Source organism: Telluria sp. ZB4P34, from assembly GCF_059686055.1.
The window spans coordinates 386,932-403,360 of sequence record NZ_JCASIF010000003.1 but is presented as its reverse complement, the minus strand read 5'-3'; the positions used below and the strand labels follow the sequence as shown (position 1 = coordinate 403,360).

Below are 16,429 nucleotides of genomic sequence, written 5' to 3'. Positions count from 1 at the left end.
ATAGCGGCACGCGGGGCCTTGCCCGCCTGCCGCCTGCCGGTCAATGCGCCGCTTCCAGCCTGGCCAGCTGCTTGTCCGTCATCGGGCCGGTGCCGCTGTACTTGTCGAGGTACAAATAGATCACCGGAGTGATGTACAGCGTGATCACCTGCGAGAAGATCAGGCCGCCCACCACCGCCAGGCCGAGCGGCTGGCGCAGCTCGGCGCCCGCGCCGATGCCGAGCGCGATCGGCAAGGCGCCCATCATCGCCGCCAGCGTCGTCATCAGGATCGGGCGGAAGCGCAGGATGCAGGCCTCGCGGATCGCATCCTTGGGCAGCATGCCCTGGTTGCGTTGGGCATCGAGGGCGAAGTCGATCATCATGATCGCATTCTTCTTCACGATACCGATCAGCATCAGAATGCCGATCATGGCGATCAGGGTCAGGTCCATGTCGAACATCCACAGCGTCAGCAGCGCCCCCACCGCCGCGGAAGGCAAACCGGCCAGGATGGTAAGCGGGTGGATATAGCTCTCGTACAGCACGCCCAGCAGCACGTAAATCACACCGATGGCGGCGATGATCAGGATCAGCTGGCTCGACTGGGTATCCTTGAACACCTGGGCGTCGCCGCCGTAGTTGGTGATGATCGAGGCCGGCAGCTTCATGTCGCGGCCCATCTGCTCGATTGCCGTGGTGGCGTCGCCCAGCGGCACGTCCGGCGCCAGGTTGAAGGACAGCGTGATCGCCTGCAGCTGGCCCTGGTGGTTGACCGCCAGCGGGCCGACCGTGCGCTTGACCGTGGCGAAGCTCGACAGCTTGACCAGGTCGCCGTTCCTGGAACGCACCGACACGCGCGACAGCGCCTCGTCGTAGTAGCGATCGGCTTCGGCCGCTTCCAGGATCACATAGTAGCTGGCCGCGGTGGAGTAGATGGTCGAAACCTGGCGCTCGCCGAACGAGGCGTACAGCACAGTGCGGATGTCGGCCATTTCCACGCCCAGCAGCGCCGCCTTGTCGCGGTCGATGTCGATGGTGGCCTGCAGCGCCTTGTTCTGCGAGTCGCTGGTGACGTCGCGGAAGCGCTGGTCCGCACGCATGCGCTCGAGGAACTGCTCGGCCCAGCCGCCGATCTCGCCGCCCGACACGCTCTGCAGCGTGTACTGGTAACGGCTCTTGGACTGGCGCCCGCCCAGCTGCAGGTTCTGCACCGGGGACAGGAATACCTGCACGCCGGCCACCTGGCGCGTCGCCTTGCGCAGCGCATCCACCACTTCCGGCATCGGCGGGCGCTCGCTGCGCGGTTTCAGCACCAGGAACATGCGGCCGGTATTGCCGCCGCCCGTGAACGAAGTCACGTGCTTCACGTGCGGGTTGGCGCGCACGATGTCCACCACCTGGGCCTGCAGCTTCTGCAGCGCCAGCGACGATGTGTCCTCGGCTGCCTCGACCGTCACGCGGAGCTGGCCGATGTCTTCTTCAGGGAAGAAGCCCTTCGGCATGGTCACGTACAGTACGGCGGTCAGCACGAAGGTACCGAGCGCCAGCATCAGGACCAGGAAGCGGTGGCGCAAGGCCATGTCCAGGGTACGGGCATAGCCGTCGCGCACGTTGGTGAACATCGCTTCGAAGCGGCGGCCGACCCAAGACATTTCCTTCGGATCGACGTGGCCGCCATGCTTGATCATGCGCGAGCTCAGCATCGGCACCAGGGTCAGCGACACCAGGGCCGAGACCAGCACCGCCAGGCCGACGATGACGGCGAATTCACGGAACAGCAGGCCGATCACGCCCGGCATGAAGAAGATCGGGATGAACACCGCCACCAGCGAGATCGAAATCGAGATGATGGTAAAGGCCACCTCGCGCGAGCCGACCAGTGCCGCCTGCATCGGCTTCTTGCCCATTTCCATGTGACGCACAATGTTTTCCAGCACCACGATGGCGTCGTCGACCACCAGGCCGACTGCCAGCGTGATGCCGAGCAGCGAAATATTGTCCAGGCTATAGCCGAAGGCATACAGCAACGAGAGCGCGCCCAGCAGCGAGATCGGCACGGTGACGGCCGGGATGAAGGTCGCCGTCACGCGGTGCAGGAACAGGAAGATCACCAGGATAACCAGCAGCACGGTGCCGGCCAGGGTCAGGTTGACGTCGTGGATCGCTTCGCGGATCGATTCCGAGCGGTCATTTACCAAGTGGATCGTGATCGAGCGCGGCAGTTGGTCCTCGAAACGCGGCAAGAGCGCACGCACCGCGTCGACCACCTGCACGGTATTGGCGTTGGGCTGGCGCTGGACCATCAGGACGATCGAGCGCTCGCCGTTCAGGCTGCCCATGGCCTTGACCGATTGGTAGCTGTCCTCGACCTCGGCGATATCGCGCAGGCGTACGGGTTGGCCGTCGCGGGTCGCGACGATCAGGCCGGCGAAGTCGGCGGCGCGCATCAGCTGGCCCCCGCCCTGGATGGTCAGGCTCTGGGTCGGGCCGTCCAGGATGCCCAGCGGGGTGATGGAGTTGGCCGAGCGCAGCGCCGTGGCCAGTTCGGACATCGAGATATTACGCGCGCTCATCAGGTCGTGCCTGGCGCGTACCCGCACGGCGAAACGCTTGCCCCCGTTGACCGTCACCTGGGCGATGCCCGGCAGGGTCGAGATTGCCGGGGAGACGAGGTTTTCCGCGTAGTCGTTCAACTCCGACAAGTCCATCGACGGCGAAGTCATGTGCATGAACAGGATCGGGGCGTCGGCCGGATTGATCTTGCGGTAGGACGGCAGGTCGGTCATTTCCTGCGGCAACTGGCGCTGGGCCTGCAGCAGCGCGGCCTGCACGTCGACCGCGGCCTGGTTGACGTCGATCGACTCGTCGAACTCGAGCGTCAGGGAAGTGTTGCCCTGGGTGCTGGTCGAGCTGATCATCTTGATGCCGGCGATGGTCGCGAACTGCTTTTCCAGCGGCAGCGCGACCGACGAGGCCATGTTTTCCGGGCTGGCGCCCGCCAGGTTCGCGTTGACGTTGATCACCGGCGTGTTATAGCTCGGCAGCGCCGCGACCGGAATGTGCATGTAGGCCAGGATGCCGACCAGGATCAGGCACAGCGACATCAATACCACCATCACGGGGCGGCGGATACACAGCTCGGACAGGTTCATGCCTTTTCACCTTTCTTCGCAGGCGTACCGGCGACGGGTGTACTGTCCACGGGCGTGCCGGCAGCTGCGCCGGCCGGCCGGACCTTACCGCCCGGACGCAAATTCTGCTTGCCTTCGGTGATGACTTTCTCGTTGCCGGCCAAGCCTGTCACGGCAGCATACTCGCCGAATCCGTGCAGGCGCGCCACCTTGACCTGCTTCGCCTCGTTGCCCTCGCCCACCACGTACACGAAGGTGCCCTGGGTACTGGTGATGATGGCGTTCTGCGGAATCACGACAGCGTCACGAATGGTCTGCACGATCACCCGGGTGCTCACGTACTGGCCCGGCCACAGGCTGGCATCGGGATTGCCGAACTGGGCTTTCACGCGGATGGTGCCGGCGGCCGGGTCGACCGCGTTGTCGACGAACTTCAGTTCGCCGGTGACCGGCCTGGCCCCGCCGCCGGTGCTGGCCTGCACCGCCACCTTGCCGGCGCGCTGGGCCGAGAGCAGCGCGCCGAGCGCCGATTCCGGCATGCTGAAGGAGACGTCGATCGGGTCGAGCTGGGTAATGGTGGTCAGCGAGGTGGCCGGCTGCACCAGGGCGCCCGGGTGGATGTCGATGGCGCCGACGCGGCCCGACATCGGGGCGCGGATAGTGGTGTAGCTGGCGCTGACCTGGCTGGCGCGCACCGCCGCCGAATTGCTCTGCATGAGGGCGCGGGCCGCCTCGACCTGGCTGCGCAGGGAATCGACGGCGCTCTGGGACAGGAAGCCCTGGGAAGCGAGTTCCTGGCTGCGCTTGTACTGGCGCTCGAGGTCGGCCAGGGTGGCGCGGTTCTGCGCCACGGTCGCTTCGGCGCGGGCGACGCCGGCGCGGTCGGCACGGTCGTCCAGCGAGAACATGACCTGGCCTTCCTTGACGAACTGGCCTTCGCGGATGTGCACCTGGCGGATGGTGGCGGTGGTCTGCGGACGCAGGTCGACCGTGCGCACCGGGGTCACGGTGCCGTTGGCGGACAGCTCGATGCCGACGTCCTGGCGCTGCGGCGCCACCACGTTGACGGTCACCGGCGGCATGCCGCCCTTGCCGCCCGGCCCGCCGGGGCCGCCCTTGCCGCCCGAACCGTCGGCCTGGGCGCCGTCGCCCTTGTTCAGGTACCAGGCGCCAGCCACGGCCAGCGCCACGGCGCCCACGATCAATCCCGCATTCTTCTTTTTCATGTTCGTCCCTTGCCGCCTTGCCCGCGGCTCTTTCTCTAGTGTGATCCGGTATGCAAGCGCAGTGTTGCCAGCGCGCGGCGCTGCATTCTCGCATACTCATGTTTCCGGATTATTCATCCGGTCTTTATTTATTCGGGTAATACTCCGGCAGCACCAGGGTGGCTTCCAGGCCGCCTTCCGGGTGGTTGGCAAGTGCGATGCTGCCGCCATGCTGTTCGGCGATGTTGCGGGCGATCGTCAGGCCCAGGCCGGTGCCGCCCGACTCGCGCGAACGCGAGGTTTCGACGCGGTAGAAGGGGTCGAACACCCGGCCCAGCTCGCCCACCGGGATGCCGGGACCGCCGTCGCGGATGCGCACGCGCGCGGCGCCATTGATGCGCTCGACGGTGACGCGCGCCTCGTGGCCATACTTCACCGCGTTGTCGATCAGGTTGCCGAGGCAGCGGCGCAGGTCGAGCGGCCGGCCCAGCAGGGCGATGCCGGCGCGGCCCGCCAGGCTGACCTCCTGCCCTGCATCGCTGGCGTCGGCGCATACGGCCTCGAGCAGCGAATCGAGATCCAGCGCCTGCATGTTCTCGGTGGTGTCCATGCTGCGCGCCAGCACCAGGCCTTCGCGCACCATGGCCTGCATCGCCGACAGGTCGCCGATCAGGCGTTCCTGCAGCTCCTGGTCCGAAACCTTCTCCAGGCGCAGGCGCATGCGCGTGAGCGGCGTCTGCAGGTCGTGCGTGATTGCCGCCAGCATCTGGGTGCGCTGGAAGATGTACTGGCGGATCCGCGCCTGCATCGCGTTGAAGGCGGCGCTGGCCTGGCGGATCTCGCTGGCGCCGTCCAGCTCGAGCGGCGCGCGGTTGATGTCCTGGCCCAGGTCCTGGGCGGCGCGCGCCAGCACCTTCAGCGGCCGGGTGGTCATGCGCGCAACCAGGTAGGCCAGCACGCCGATGCTGAACAGGAACAGTGCAATCGTGGTGCGGTAATCGGTTTCGGGGGTGAGGAAGGTGCGCGGCGGCAGCACCGACAGGCGCAGATCTTCGCCGTCGCGCAGGCGCACGTTGAGCATTTCGCAGGCGCCGCGCCATTGCACGCTGGCCAGGCCGTACAGCACCGGAAACTGGTGCGGGATGTCGCAGGAGGCCGGGCGGCTGGCAGCCGAGGTGATGCTGTAGCCCTCGCCCAGACGCCCCGCCAGCGAACGGGCGAAGCCGGTCGGCGTCCTGGCCAGCGGCTGCGACGGACCGACCTCGAGGCGCAGGCCGGGACGGTTGGCCACGGACAGGTAGACCGAACGCGCCGAGGTCGGGACGATCTCGGTGGCCATGACCAGCTGTTCCGCGCGCTCGAGAAGATGCTGGTCGCGCTGCTGCTGGACCACGCGCTGGCGCTCGAGGTCGGCAGCCAGCTGGGTGAGTGTCGCCGAGATCAGGATACCGAGCAGCAGCGTGATGAATACCCGCCCAGTCATCGATCCAAAGAATGCTTTCACGCAGGCGGCTCCACGGTCACCTGGCCGGCCAGCACGTAGCCGCCGTTGCGCACGGTCTTGATAATCTGCGGCATGCGCGCGTCCTCGCCCAGCTTCTGGCGCAGGCGGCTGATCTGGATGTCGATCGAACGGTCGAAGGGATCGGCGTCGCGGCCCTGGGTGAGGTTGAGCAGCTGGTCGCGGTTGAGCACGCGGTTCGGGTGCTCCAGGAACACGCGCAGCAAACGAAACTCGGCGCCCGACAGCATGATCACCACGCCCTGCGGATTCACCAGGTGGCGTGCGGTCAGGTCCAGGGTCCAGCCGGAAAAGCGCATCTGCTGCACGTTCTCGGACGGGGTGTTGGACGGCATCGCGTGCGAGCGGCGCAGCACGCTGCGGATGCGGGCCAGCAGCTCGCGCGGCTCGAAGGGCTTCGGCAGGTAGTCGTCCGCACCCATCTCGAGGCCGAGGATGCGGTCGAGCGGTTCGTTGCGGGCGGTCAGCATGATGACCGGCAGGGTCGAGGTGGCGCGCAGCTTGCGGCACAGCGTCAGGCCGTCGTCGCCCGGCATGTTCAGGTCGAGCACGATCAGGTCGGGGCGCGCGTCGTCGAGCGCCTTCCACATGCCGGTGCCATCGGCGGCCGCGATGGTGCGGTAGCCGTTCGATTCCAGGTAGTCGGCGAGCAGGGTGCGAATGTCGCGGTCGTCGTCGACGATCAAAATCGTAGAAGGATTGTCCATAACCTCAATTATCCGCATCTAGGCCAGGGATGGACACCGTTTTTGTATCGGCTTGTATATGCCGATGGACGCGAAACATATTGATACAAAGTATCGGACAGGGGAAATCCCACGGTTACAGTTGTTGGCGATGATGGGAACCGTGCAGCGAGCAGTCCGGATGCAAAGTGCACACCCACCAGACTCTCACTAAAGGAAGACACATGAACACCTTCTACAAGAACATCGTGATCGCATTGACCGCAGCCGGCATCGCAGGCGCCTCGCTCGGCGTGCAGGCACAGACCCAGGCGCCGCAGGAAGGTCGCCACGCCCATGCGATGAGCAAGGAAGAGCGCGAGGCCAGGCGCGCCGAATTCCGCAGCCTGAGCCCGGAACAGCGCCAGGCGAAGATGGCCGAGTTCCGTGCGAAGCGTGTTGAAGCGCGCGCCGCGCGCCAGGCCCGTCTCGCCGAAGCGCTGAAGCTGACTCCGGCCCAGCAGCCGGTGTGGCAGGCATTCGTCGCCAGCATGGCCCCGCAGCAGAAAGGCGAGCGTGCCGGCCAGCGCCTGAACAAGGAAGAACGCGCCGCCCTGAGCGCACCGCAGCGTCTGGAACGCCGCATCGCCCGCCAGAAGGAGCGTACCGCGCGCATGGAAGCCCGCCTGTCGGCCCTGAACAGCCTGTACGCGGCACTCACGCCGGAACAGCGCAAGGTCTTCGACGAGCAGCAGCAACGCCGCGGAGGCCGTCATCATGGCGGCCATGGCAAGATGATGCGCGGCTGAGCCAAGGCTCCTTGAACGCGCGATCGGCGAAGCCGATCACCCTACGGTAGGGTAATCGGCTCTGCCGATCGCGCGTTCGACTCACGGCAGTTTAGCCAGCGAATTCAGGAATTTCTCGGGATTCTGGTACCCGATCACCCGGCTATCCGGAATCTCAGCCCCGTCCGGCCCGAACAGGATGATCCCCGGCGGCCCGAACAGGTTGAAGCGCTTGAGCATTGCCTTGTCTTGCGCATCGTTGGCCGTCACGTCCACCTGCAGCAGGACCGTGCTGGCCAGCTTCGCCTGCACAGCCGGATCGACGAAGGTCAGCTTTTCCATCTCCTTGCAGGACACGCACCAGTCGGCATAGAAGTCCAGCATCACGGTCTTGCCGCCGGTATTGGCCAGCTCCCGGTCGAGGTCCCCTACCGTCTTGATGCGCTTGAACACCAGGCCCTGGTGCCCCCCGCCCGTCAGGTGTGCCAGCGGCGCCAGCGCGTCGCGTCCGCCGGTTGCTGCGCCGACCAGTTGCACCGCGCCCAGTACGGCGAAGGCCGCGCCGGCCGCCATCGGGGCCCAGTGCCGGTGCCTGCGCAGGAGATAAAAGGCGTAGCCGGACAGCAGCGCGGCCCAGCCCAGCATCTGCACCACCGGCGGCAGCACCGGCGACACCAGCCACAAGGCCATCGCCAGCATCAGCACGCCGAACAGGCGCTTGACCGATTCCATCCAGGCGCCCGCACGCGGCAGCAGCGAACCGGCCGAGACCCCGACCAGCAGCAGCGGGATGCTCATCCCGACCGCCATCGCGAACAGGGCGGCGCCGCCGATGAGCACGTCGCGAGTCTGGCTGATGTAGACCAGGGCGCCGGCCAGCGGCGCCGCCACGCAGGGCCCGACGATCAGGGCCGAGATCGCCCCCATCGCGAATACCCCGAGCAGCTTGCCGCCCGGCTGGCGGCCGGACGCATTGGCGAGGCGCGTCTGCAGCACGGCGGGCATTTGCAGTTCGTAGAAGCCGAACATCGACATCGCCATCGCCACGATCAGGAGGGCGAAGGCGCCCAGCACCCACGGATTCTGCAGCGCGGCGGCCAGCCCCTCCCCGGCCAGCCCGGCGGCCACGCCGAGCGCCGTGTAGACGATGGCCATGCCGAGCGAGTAGGTCGCCGACAGGAGGAAGCCGCGCGCGCGGCCGGCCTGGCGGCCTTCGCCGACGATGATCGAGGACAGGATCGGCACCATCGGCAGCACGCAGGGCGTGAAGGCCAGGCCCAGGCCGAGCAGGACGAAGGCCGGGACGATGGCGAGCAGGCGGCCGCCCTCGAGGATGCCGGCGATGCCGGCCATCTCGGACGGCGGCGCCGACGGAGCAGTTGCCGCTGCAGGCGCCGAGACCGGGTTCGTTGGCGCCATGCCGATCGCCGGCGCGGTCGACATCTGCGCCGCATTGGCGCCGATCGGCAAGGTGGGGGCGGCAGCGCCGCCGCCGGCGGACAGCTGCGCACTGTGTTCCTGCGGCGGGTAGCACAGGCCGGCGTCCGCGCAGCCCTGGCTGCTTGCCGTCAGGGTGAACGGGCCGCTCCCCTCGACCGGGATGCGGATCACCAGCGCGCCCTTGTAGGTTTCGACATCCTTCTGGAAGGTCTCGTCGAACTTCACCTTGCCCGGCGGGATGTCGGGCGCGCCCAGCTTGACGCCGCTGGCGCGGAAGGCGAAGCGCTCGCGGTACATGTAGTAGCCCTCGGCGATCTGGTAGCGCACTTCCAGCGTTTGCGGGCCAGCCATGCGCGCCTCGAAGCGGAAGGCGATGGACGGGTCGAGGAAGTCGTCGGCGGCCCTGGCGCCGCCTGCCCCGAGCAGCAGGTAGAGGGCAAACAGGAGCATGCAGGCCTGCAGCAGCGGGCGCGAAAGACGGTAGAGCATCGAGAGCATGGTGTCAGATGAGTGTTGGTGCCGGCGGAATGGTACACCGGGGCGCCCTTCCCTGCTTGCGGCAATGCTTAAGAACCTATCCCAGTAGGGAATGAGTCGCTTTCGGCGCGCCTGGCAGACCGGCGCTGCGTTGCTCGTCGCGCAGTTGGCAAACCCGTGGCTAGCCATGCGGCCTCCTCGCGCCTTGCTCCGGCCTGCCATGCATCGCCGCCAGCTTCCTCCTCCCTACTGGGATAGGTTCTAAACACCGCCTGCGACATCGGCGCGCCGCAGTTCGAGGTAGACGCTGTCTGCGATCCCGGTGTGGGTATGCCAGGTGCCGGTGGCATACCCGGTGCGCACGAAGCCATGGCGTTCGAGCATGGCGAGCGAACGCAGGTTGCGTGGATCGACGTCGGCAGTGAGCCGGTCGACATCGGCGCGCGAGAATACATGCGGCAGGAAGACGCGCAGGGCTTCGGAGGCCAGCCCCCGTCCCCAGTAGGCGGGCGCGATGATGTAGCCGATCTCGGGCAGTCGCCAGGCGCCCAGCTTGCCGATCACGATGCCTTCATGCTCGATGACGAAGTCATCGCTCAGGTCGGCGGGCGAGGCGATCATGCCATCGATCCAGGCGGCGGTTTCGTCGCGGCAGCCGTGCGGGCCGGACGACCAATAGTCGAGGGCGGCCGGATCGCTCAGCACGCGATGCATGTCGTCGACATCGGTGCGGCGGGCGCGGCGCAGGATCAGGCGGGGCGTCGTCAAGGTGGTCATCGCGCGATCGTACACGAGCGCGGGCGCCGGGAAAACCGGCAAAAGGACGAAAAAAAACCAGGCGCGGGGCCTGGTTTTTTCAGTCGTCGCGGAAAGCGATTACTCGGCGGTCGGAGCTTCGTCAGCCGAGGTGACTTCCGGACGGTCCAGCAGTTCGACGTAGGCCATCGGCGCATTGTCGCCCACGCGGAAACCCATTTTCAGGATGCGCAGGTAGCCGCCGTTACGGTTGGCGTAACGCGGGCCGAGTTCAGCGAACAGCTTCTGCACCATTTCGCGGTCGCGCAGGCGAGCGAACGCCAGGCGCTTGTTGGCCAGGGTGTCGGTCTTGCCCAGGGTCAGGATCGGTTCGATGACGCGACGCAGTTCCTTGGCTTTTGGGACGGTGGTCTTGATGGCTTCATGACGCAGCAGCGAGACGGTCATGTTGCGCAGCATTGCCAGGCGGTGGGACGAGGTACGGTTCAGTTTACGGAGGCCGTGACGGTGACGCATGGTACTTCCTTTCGAGTGTTTAATGTCCAGTTCTTCGATCGTTCATGCCGGAGCATGACCGCGGACCGGTTCTAGGGGTTAAAACTGCCCGGACAACATTGTCTGGGCAGGTGGTGCGAATTACTTCTCCAGACCTGCAGGCGGCCAGTTCTCGAGTTTCATGCCCAGGGTCAGGCCGCGCGAAGCAAGGACTTCCTTGATTTCGTTGAGCGACTTGCGGCCCAGGTTCGGCGTCTTGAGCAGTTCGTTTTCCGAACGCTGGATCAGGTCGCCGATGTAGTAGATGTTCTCGGCCTTCAGGCAGTTTGCCGAACGGACGGTCAGTTCCAGGTCGTCCACCGGACGCAGCAGGATCGGATCGACCAGCGGCGCACGCGACGGCGCCTCGGCGGCGGCTTCGGTGCCTTCCAGGGCGGCGAACACGTTGAGCTGGTCGACCAGCACGCGTGCCGACTGGCGGATCGCTTCTTCCGGGGTGATGACGCCGTTGGTCTCGATGTTGATGATCAGCTTGTCCAGGTCGGTACGCTGTTCGACACGGGCCGATTCCACGGCGTAGGACACGCGGCGGACCGGCGAGAACGAGGCGTCCAGGATGATGCGGCCGATGGTCTTGTTGGTGTCTTCCGACAGGCGGCGCACGTTGCCGGGAACATAGCCGCGGCCCTTCTCGACCTTGATCTGCATGTCCAGCTTGCCGCCGGCGGTCAGGTGAGCGATCACGTGATCCGGGTTGATCAGTTCCACGTCATGCGGCAGGTCGATGTCCGAAGCCAGCACGGCGCCTTCGCCTTCTTTCTTCAGGGTCAGGGTGACGGAGTCACGGTTGTGGACCTTGAAGACCACGCCCTTCAGGTTCAGCAGCAGGTCGACCACGTCTTCCTGCACGCCGTCCAGCGACGAGTACTCGTGCACGACACCGGCGATCGTCACTTCGGTCGGCGCGTAGCCGACCATCGACGACAGCAGCACGCGACGCAGCGCGTTGCCCAGGGTGTGGCCATAACCACGCTCGAACGGCTCCATCACGACTTTTGCGTGGCCTGCGCCGAGTGCTTCGACGTCGATGATACGTGGTTTCAACAGACTGTTTTGCATGAAATGTCCTTTTCAATACCCTCGGCTCGTTACACCGATAAGGCTGATGGCATTAATAGAAAGCGCCTGCTCGGGGAGCAGGCGGTGAGACGAATGTGGATGCGATGGGAGTACAGGAATCGAGGATTCGTTGCGGTGCCGAGCCGTGCTCACTGCGCCCGCACTGTACCGCCTTCGCCCCCGCCTGGGCGGGGTTGGCGACAAAGGGACGGCAAGCCGTCCCCAGTCGTCATTAACGCGAGTACAGTTCGACGATCAGCGCTTCGTTGACGTCAGCAGCGATCTCGTTACGTTCCGGGAACGAACGGAAGGTGCCTTCCATCTTCTTGCTGTCAACCGAGACCCATGCCGGCATGCCGACTTGTTCGGCCAGCGACAGGGCTTCCTGGATACGCACTTGCTTCTTGGCCTTTTCGCGCACAGCGATCACGTCGCCGGTCTTGACCTGGTACGAAGCGATGTTCACGACATTGCCGTTCACGGTGAAGGCCTTGTGGCTCACCAGCTGGCGTGCTTCGGCGCGGGTCGAGCCGAAGCCCATGCGGTAAGCGACGTTGTCGAGGCGGGCTTCCAGCAGCTTCAGCAGGGTTTCGCCGGTGTTGCCCTTCTTGCGCGATGCTTCCGCGAAGTAGCGGCGGAACTGACGCTCGAGCACGCCGTACATGCGCTTGACCTTCTGCTTTTCGCGCAGTTGGTTGCCGTAGTCCGAGGTGCGGGCGCCCGACTTGACGCCGTGCTGGCCTGGCTTGATGTCCAGTTTGCACTTAGAATCGAGCGAGCGGCGTGCGCTCTTCAGGAACAGGTCGGTGCCTTCACGGCGCGACAGTTTTGCTTTTGGTCCGATATAACGTGCCACGTTGAATCCTTAAAATTAATAATCACGCCCCAGAGGCATCGCAGGCGATGCGGCAGGCGCTAGTCCAACCCTCGTGAGAGTGGACGTGGCTTGAAAAACCGCCCGCCGTGAATACGGCAGACGACAAGAGCCGGGCAGTATAACCCATTTTCAGGTTACTGCGCCGGTCAATCTCGTAAAACACAACGGGGCGCAAGGCCCCGTTGTTGGCTTTTCGCGACGCAGGACAGGGCATGCGCCCTCTCCTACTGCCGAGTCAGCGCCGTATCAGATACGACGACGCTTCGGCGGACGGCAGCCGTTGTGCGGAACCGGAGTGACGTCCTGGATCTCGGTGATCTTGATGCCCAGGTTGTTCAGTGCACGCACAGCCGACTCACGGCCCGGGCCTGGGCCCTTGATGCGCACTTCCAGGTTCTTCACGCCCGATTCCTGAGCGACCTTGCCTGCGGCTTCGGCAGCAACCTGCGCTGCGAACGGGGTCGATTTGCGCGAACCCTTGAAGCCGGCGCCGCCGGAGGTTGCCCACGACAGGGCATTGCCCTGGCGATCGGTGATCGTGATGATGGTGTTGTTGAAGGACGCGTGCACGTGGGCGATGCCCTCGGCGACGTTCTTCTTGACTTTCTTGCGCACGCGGGCTGCTGCTGCGCTGCTCTGTTGCTTGGCCATGGTCGGTTCCTAGATTATTTCTTCAGCGATTGTGCGGCCTTGCGCGGGCCCTTGCGGGTACGTGCATTGGTACGGGTACGCTGACCGCGCACTGGCAGGCCCTTACGGTGACGCATGCCGCGGTAGCAGCCCAGGTCCATCAGACGCTTGATGTTCATGGACAGTTCGCGGCGCAGGTCGCCTTCCACGACAAACTTCGCGACTTCGTCACGCAGCTTCTCGAGTTCGTTGTCGTCCAGGTCCTTGACCTTCTTGTTGGTCGCGATACCGGTGGCGTCGCAGATCTTCTGCGAACGTGGACGGCCAACACCGTAGATCGCCGTCAGGCCGATAACAGTGTGCTGATGATTTGGGATGTTAACCCCTGCAATACGTGCCATTCGTTATTCCTCTTAACCTTGACGCTGCTTGTGACGCGGCTCGACGCAGATCACACGGACCACGCCCTTGCGCTTGATGATCTTGCAGTTGCGGCAGATCCGCTTGACTGAAGCGTTAACTTTCATTTTGCACTCTCTTCGGTTCGTTTACTTTAATGATTTTTACTTGGTGCGGAACACAATGCGGGCCCGGGACAGGTCGTACGGGGTCAACTCCACCGTTACCTTGTCCCCCGGGAGAATGCGGATGTAATTCATGCGCATTTTACCCGAGATATGCCCCAGAACCACGTGCCCGTTTTCCAGCTTCACGCGAAATGTTGCGTTCGGGAGATTCTCCAGAATCTCCCCCTGCATTTGGATGACGTCGTCTTTTGCCATTCGGTCTATGCCTTCCGCTTAACGCGACGGAATCCCGCCCTTGAAATTAGCCTTGCGCAGCAGCGATTCATATTGCTGCGACATGACGTAGTTCTGCACTTGTGCCATGAAGTCCATCGTCACCACAACAACGATGAGGAGCGACGTGCCGCCAAAGTAGAAGGGAACCTTCCACTGGCCCGTCATGAACTCCGGCACCAGGCACACCAGGGTGATATAGACCGCACCGGCCAGGGTCAGGCGCATCAGGATCTTGTCGATGTAGCGTGCAGTCTGCTCGCCCGGACGGATGCCCGGAACGAAAGCGCCGCTCTTCTTCAAGTTGTCCGCCGTTTCCTTGCTGTTGAATACCAGCGCCGTATAGAAGAAGCAGAAGAATACAATCGCCACCGCATACAGCAACGCGTGGATCGGCTCGCCTGGCGCCATCGACGCTGCAAGGTCTTTCAGGAACCCGATAACCGGGCCGCTGGCGTCCTTGCCGCGGGTGAACCAGTCGACGATCGTCGCCGGGAACAGGATGATCGACGAGGCGAAGATCGGCGGGATCACGCCTGCCATGTTCAGCTTCAAGGGCAGGTGGCTGCTCTGGCCACCGTAGATCTTGTTGCCGACCTGACGTTTAGCGTAATTGACCAGGATCTTGCGCTGTCCGCGTTCCACGAACACGACGGCATACGTCACGAGCACCACCAGGATGACGATGATGATCGCGGCGATGCTGCTGATCGAACCGTTCGAGACCAGGGTGAACAGGCCACCCAGGGCCGACGGCAGACCTGCTGCGATACCGGCAAAAATGATGATCGAAATACCGTTGCCAAGACCACGCTCGGTAATCTGCTCGCCCAGCCACATGAGGAACATGGTGCCGGTCAGGAGCGTCACTACCGTGACGAAGCGGAAGCCCATGCCCGGATCGAGCACGAGGCCAGGCTGCGACTCGAGCGTTACCGCAATGGTGAACGCCTGGAACAAGGCCAGCACCACCGTGAAGTAACGGGTGTACTGGGTGATCTTGCGCCGGCCGGCCTCGCCCTCTTTCTTCAGCGCCTCGAGTTGCGGCGAGACGATCGATGCAAGCTGCATGATGATCGAAGCCGAAATGTAAGGCATGATGCCGAGGGCGAACACGGTAAAGCGGGACAGGGCGCCACCGGAGAACATGTTGAACATGCCCAGGATGCCGCCTTCGTTCTGCTTGAACAGTGATGCCAGCTGCACCGGGTCAATCCCGGGGACCGGAATGTGAGCACCGATGCGGTACACGACCAATGCGCCAAGCAAAAACCACAGCCGACCCCAGGGGAAGCCGGATGCAGCGCTTTTACCAAGTTGTGAATTAGTCGCCAATTTTTGCTCCGATCAGGCAGGGCCGCAATTAAGCGACCGAACCGCCAGCTGCTTCGATCGCCGCTTTCGCGCCGGCAGTTGCCTTCAGGCCCTTGAGGTTCACCGCTTTGGTGATCTCGCCCGACAGGATGACGCGCACGTCGCGCGCCACCACCGGCAGGACGCCTGCTGCCTTGAGCACCAGGATGTCGATGTCGCCGACAGCCAGGTTGTTCAGGTCCGACAGGCGCACTTCAGCCTTGAACGTTGCGTTCAGGGACTTGAAGCCGCGCTTCGGCAGACGGCGCTGCAGTGGCATCTGACCGCCTTCGAAGCCGACTTTGTGGAAGCCGCCCGAACGCGATTTCTGACCCTTGTGACCGCGGCCGGCAGTCTTGCCCAGGCCCGAGCCGATACCGCGACCAACGCGACGCTTCGCGTGCTTGGCGCCTTCAGCTGGTTGAATGGTATTGAGTTCCATTGATTTCTCCGTACGTAAGCCCGAGGGCTTACGAAACTACTTTAACGAGGTACGCGACTTTGTTGATCATGCCACGCACGGATGGGGTGTCCTGCAGCTCGGAGACCGAGTTGACACGACGCAGACCCAGGCCGCGCACGGTGGCACGGTGATCCTGACGGGTACCGATCAGGCCCTTGACGAGCTGAACTTTGACAGTGTTTGCCATGTGTGTTCCCCTTAACCCAGGATGTCTTCGACCGACTTGCCGCGCTTGGCAGCGATGTCGGAAGCAGTGCTCATTTTCGACAGGCCGTCGAGGGTCGCGCGAACCAGGTTGTACGGGTTCGACGAACCGGTCGACTTGGCGACCACGTCGGTCACGCCCATCACCTCGAAGATAGCGCGCATTGCGCCACCAGCGATCACGCCGGTACCCGGCTTGGCCGGCATCATCATGACGCGCGAGGCGCCGTGACGGCCCGACACGGTGTGATGCAGCGTACCGTTCTTGAGGGGCACCTTGATCAGGTTGCGGCGGGCTTCTTCCATCGCTTTTTGCACGCCGACAGGAACTTCCTTCGACTTGCCTTTGCCCATGCCGATGCGGCCATCGCCGTCACCGACAACGGTCAGCGCTGCAAAACCCATGATACGACCACCCTTGACCACTTTGGTCACGCGGTTGATCGCGATCATTTTCTCGCGCATGCCATCATCCGGCTTGTCGCTTGCCATTTTCGCTTGCATTTTTGCCATGACGATTCTT

At 64.2% G+C, this 16,429-nt stretch carries 18 protein-coding genes; 1 reads left to right on the top strand and 17 read right to left on the bottom strand.

Annotation, left to right across the window (positions count from 1 at the left end; all coding sequences use genetic code 11):
• Nucleotides 1-40: 40 nt before the first annotated feature.
• The 4 genes from AC56KL_RS08735 to AC56KL_RS08720 all read right to left on the bottom strand — a co-directional run bounded on the left by AC56KL_RS08735 (nt 41) and on the right by AC56KL_RS08720 (nt 6,546).
• Nucleotides 41-3,133, bottom strand: coding sequence for an efflux RND transporter permease subunit (locus AC56KL_RS08735; protein WP_497179745.1), 3,093 nt, complete (start codon nt 3,131-3,133; stop codon nt 41-43).
• Nucleotides 3,130-4,338, bottom strand: a complete 1,209-nt coding sequence (locus AC56KL_RS08730; protein ID WP_497179744.1) for an efflux RND transporter periplasmic adaptor subunit — start codon at nt 4,336-4,338, stop codon at nt 3,130-3,132. The genes AC56KL_RS08735 and AC56KL_RS08730 overlap by 4 nt, the downstream gene beginning before the upstream one ends.
• Nucleotides 4,339-4,462: 124 nt before the next feature.
• Nucleotides 4,463-5,821, bottom strand: coding sequence for an ATP-binding protein (locus AC56KL_RS08725; RefSeq protein WP_497179743.1), 1,359 nt, complete (start codon nt 5,819-5,821; stop codon nt 4,463-4,465).
• Complete coding sequence (locus AC56KL_RS08720) at nt 5,818-6,546, bottom strand: response regulator (protein WP_497179742.1); 729 nt, start codon at nt 6,544-6,546, stop codon at nt 5,818-5,820. The genes AC56KL_RS08725 and AC56KL_RS08720 overlap by 4 nt, the downstream gene beginning before the upstream one ends.
• A gap of 203 nt (nt 6,547-6,749) precedes the next feature.
• On the opposite strand from AC56KL_RS08720, the gene AC56KL_RS08715 reads away from it, so the two are divergent.
• Nucleotides 6,750-7,313 carry a Spy/CpxP family protein refolding chaperone gene (locus tag AC56KL_RS08715; RefSeq protein ID WP_497179741.1) on the top strand — a complete coding sequence of 188 codons (564 nt, stop codon included), beginning with the start codon at nt 6,750-6,752 and terminating at the stop codon, nt 7,311-7,313.
• Nucleotides 7,314-7,394: 81 nt separating this feature from the next.
• Here the strand turns inward: AC56KL_RS08715 and dsbD are convergent, their stop codons facing one another.
• The 13 genes from dsbD to rpsE all read right to left on the bottom strand — a co-directional run bounded on the left by dsbD (nt 7,395) and on the right by rpsE (nt 16,419).
• A complete protein-coding gene (gene dsbD / locus AC56KL_RS08710) occupies nt 7,395-9,230 on the bottom strand; it encodes a protein-disulfide reductase DsbD (protein WP_497179740.1) in 1,836 nt (611 codons plus the stop codon).
• 240 nt (nt 9,231-9,470) lie between these two features.
• Nucleotides 9,471-9,986 (bottom strand): GNAT family N-acetyltransferase, encoded by a 516-nt coding sequence (locus tag AC56KL_RS08705; protein WP_497179739.1) that lies wholly within the window; start codon nt 9,984-9,986, stop codon nt 9,471-9,473.
• Between the two features lie 99 nt (nt 9,987-10,085).
• Nucleotides 10,086-10,481, bottom strand: a complete 396-nt coding sequence (gene rplQ / locus AC56KL_RS08700; RefSeq protein ID WP_159698303.1) for a 50S ribosomal protein L17 — start codon at nt 10,479-10,481, stop codon at nt 10,086-10,088.
• A 120-nt stretch (nt 10,482-10,601) separates the two neighbouring features.
• Entirely contained in the window at nt 10,602-11,579 is a 978-nt protein-coding gene (locus AC56KL_RS08695) for a DNA-directed RNA polymerase subunit alpha (protein WP_005663401.1), read from the bottom strand.
• A 232-nt stretch (nt 11,580-11,811) separates the two neighbouring features.
• Nucleotides 11,812-12,435 carry a 30S ribosomal protein S4 gene (gene rpsD / locus AC56KL_RS08690; protein ID WP_497174796.1) on the bottom strand — a complete coding sequence of 208 codons (624 nt, stop codon included), beginning with the start codon at nt 12,433-12,435 and terminating at the stop codon, nt 11,812-11,814.
• Nucleotides 12,436-12,702: 267 nt separating this feature from the next.
• Nucleotides 12,703-13,107 (bottom strand): 30S ribosomal protein S11, encoded by a 405-nt coding sequence (gene rpsK / locus AC56KL_RS08685; RefSeq protein WP_005663404.1) that lies wholly within the window; start codon nt 13,105-13,107, stop codon nt 12,703-12,705.
• Between the two features lie 14 nt (nt 13,108-13,121).
• Nucleotides 13,122-13,487: a 30S ribosomal protein S13 gene (gene rpsM / locus AC56KL_RS08680; RefSeq protein ID WP_056337616.1), complete on the bottom strand. Its 366-nt coding sequence runs from the start codon at nt 13,485-13,487 to the stop codon at nt 13,122-13,124.
• Nucleotides 13,488-13,499: 12 nt separating this feature from the next.
• A complete protein-coding gene (gene rpmJ, locus AC56KL_RS08675) occupies nt 13,500-13,613 on the bottom strand; it encodes a 50S ribosomal protein L36 (RefSeq protein WP_005663407.1) in 114 nt (37 codons plus the stop codon).
• A gap of 36 nt (nt 13,614-13,649) precedes the next feature.
• A complete protein-coding gene (infA, locus tag AC56KL_RS08670) occupies nt 13,650-13,868 on the bottom strand; it encodes a translation initiation factor IF-1 (RefSeq protein WP_005663428.1) in 219 nt (72 codons plus the stop codon).
• A gap of 18 nt (nt 13,869-13,886) precedes the next feature.
• The gene (secY, locus tag AC56KL_RS08665; RefSeq protein ID WP_497179738.1) at nt 13,887-15,221 is read right to left on the bottom strand and encodes a preprotein translocase subunit SecY; all 1,335 of its coding nucleotides are present in this window, start codon (nt 15,219-15,221) and stop codon (nt 13,887-13,889) included.
• A gap of 28 nt (nt 15,222-15,249) precedes the next feature.
• On the bottom strand, nt 15,250-15,681 hold the full coding sequence (gene rplO, locus AC56KL_RS08660; protein WP_497179737.1) for a 50S ribosomal protein L15: 432 nt from the start codon (nt 15,679-15,681) through the stop codon (nt 15,250-15,252).
• A 28-nt stretch (nt 15,682-15,709) separates the two neighbouring features.
• Nucleotides 15,710-15,889: a 50S ribosomal protein L30 gene (gene rpmD, locus AC56KL_RS08655; RefSeq protein ID WP_020655693.1), complete on the bottom strand. Its 180-nt coding sequence runs from the start codon at nt 15,887-15,889 to the stop codon at nt 15,710-15,712.
• Between the two features lie 11 nt (nt 15,890-15,900).
• Nucleotides 15,901-16,419 carry a 30S ribosomal protein S5 gene (gene rpsE, locus AC56KL_RS08650; RefSeq protein WP_183554232.1) on the bottom strand — a complete coding sequence of 173 codons (519 nt, stop codon included), beginning with the start codon at nt 16,417-16,419 and terminating at the stop codon, nt 15,901-15,903.
• Between the last annotated feature and the right edge of the window lie 10 nt (nt 16,420-16,429).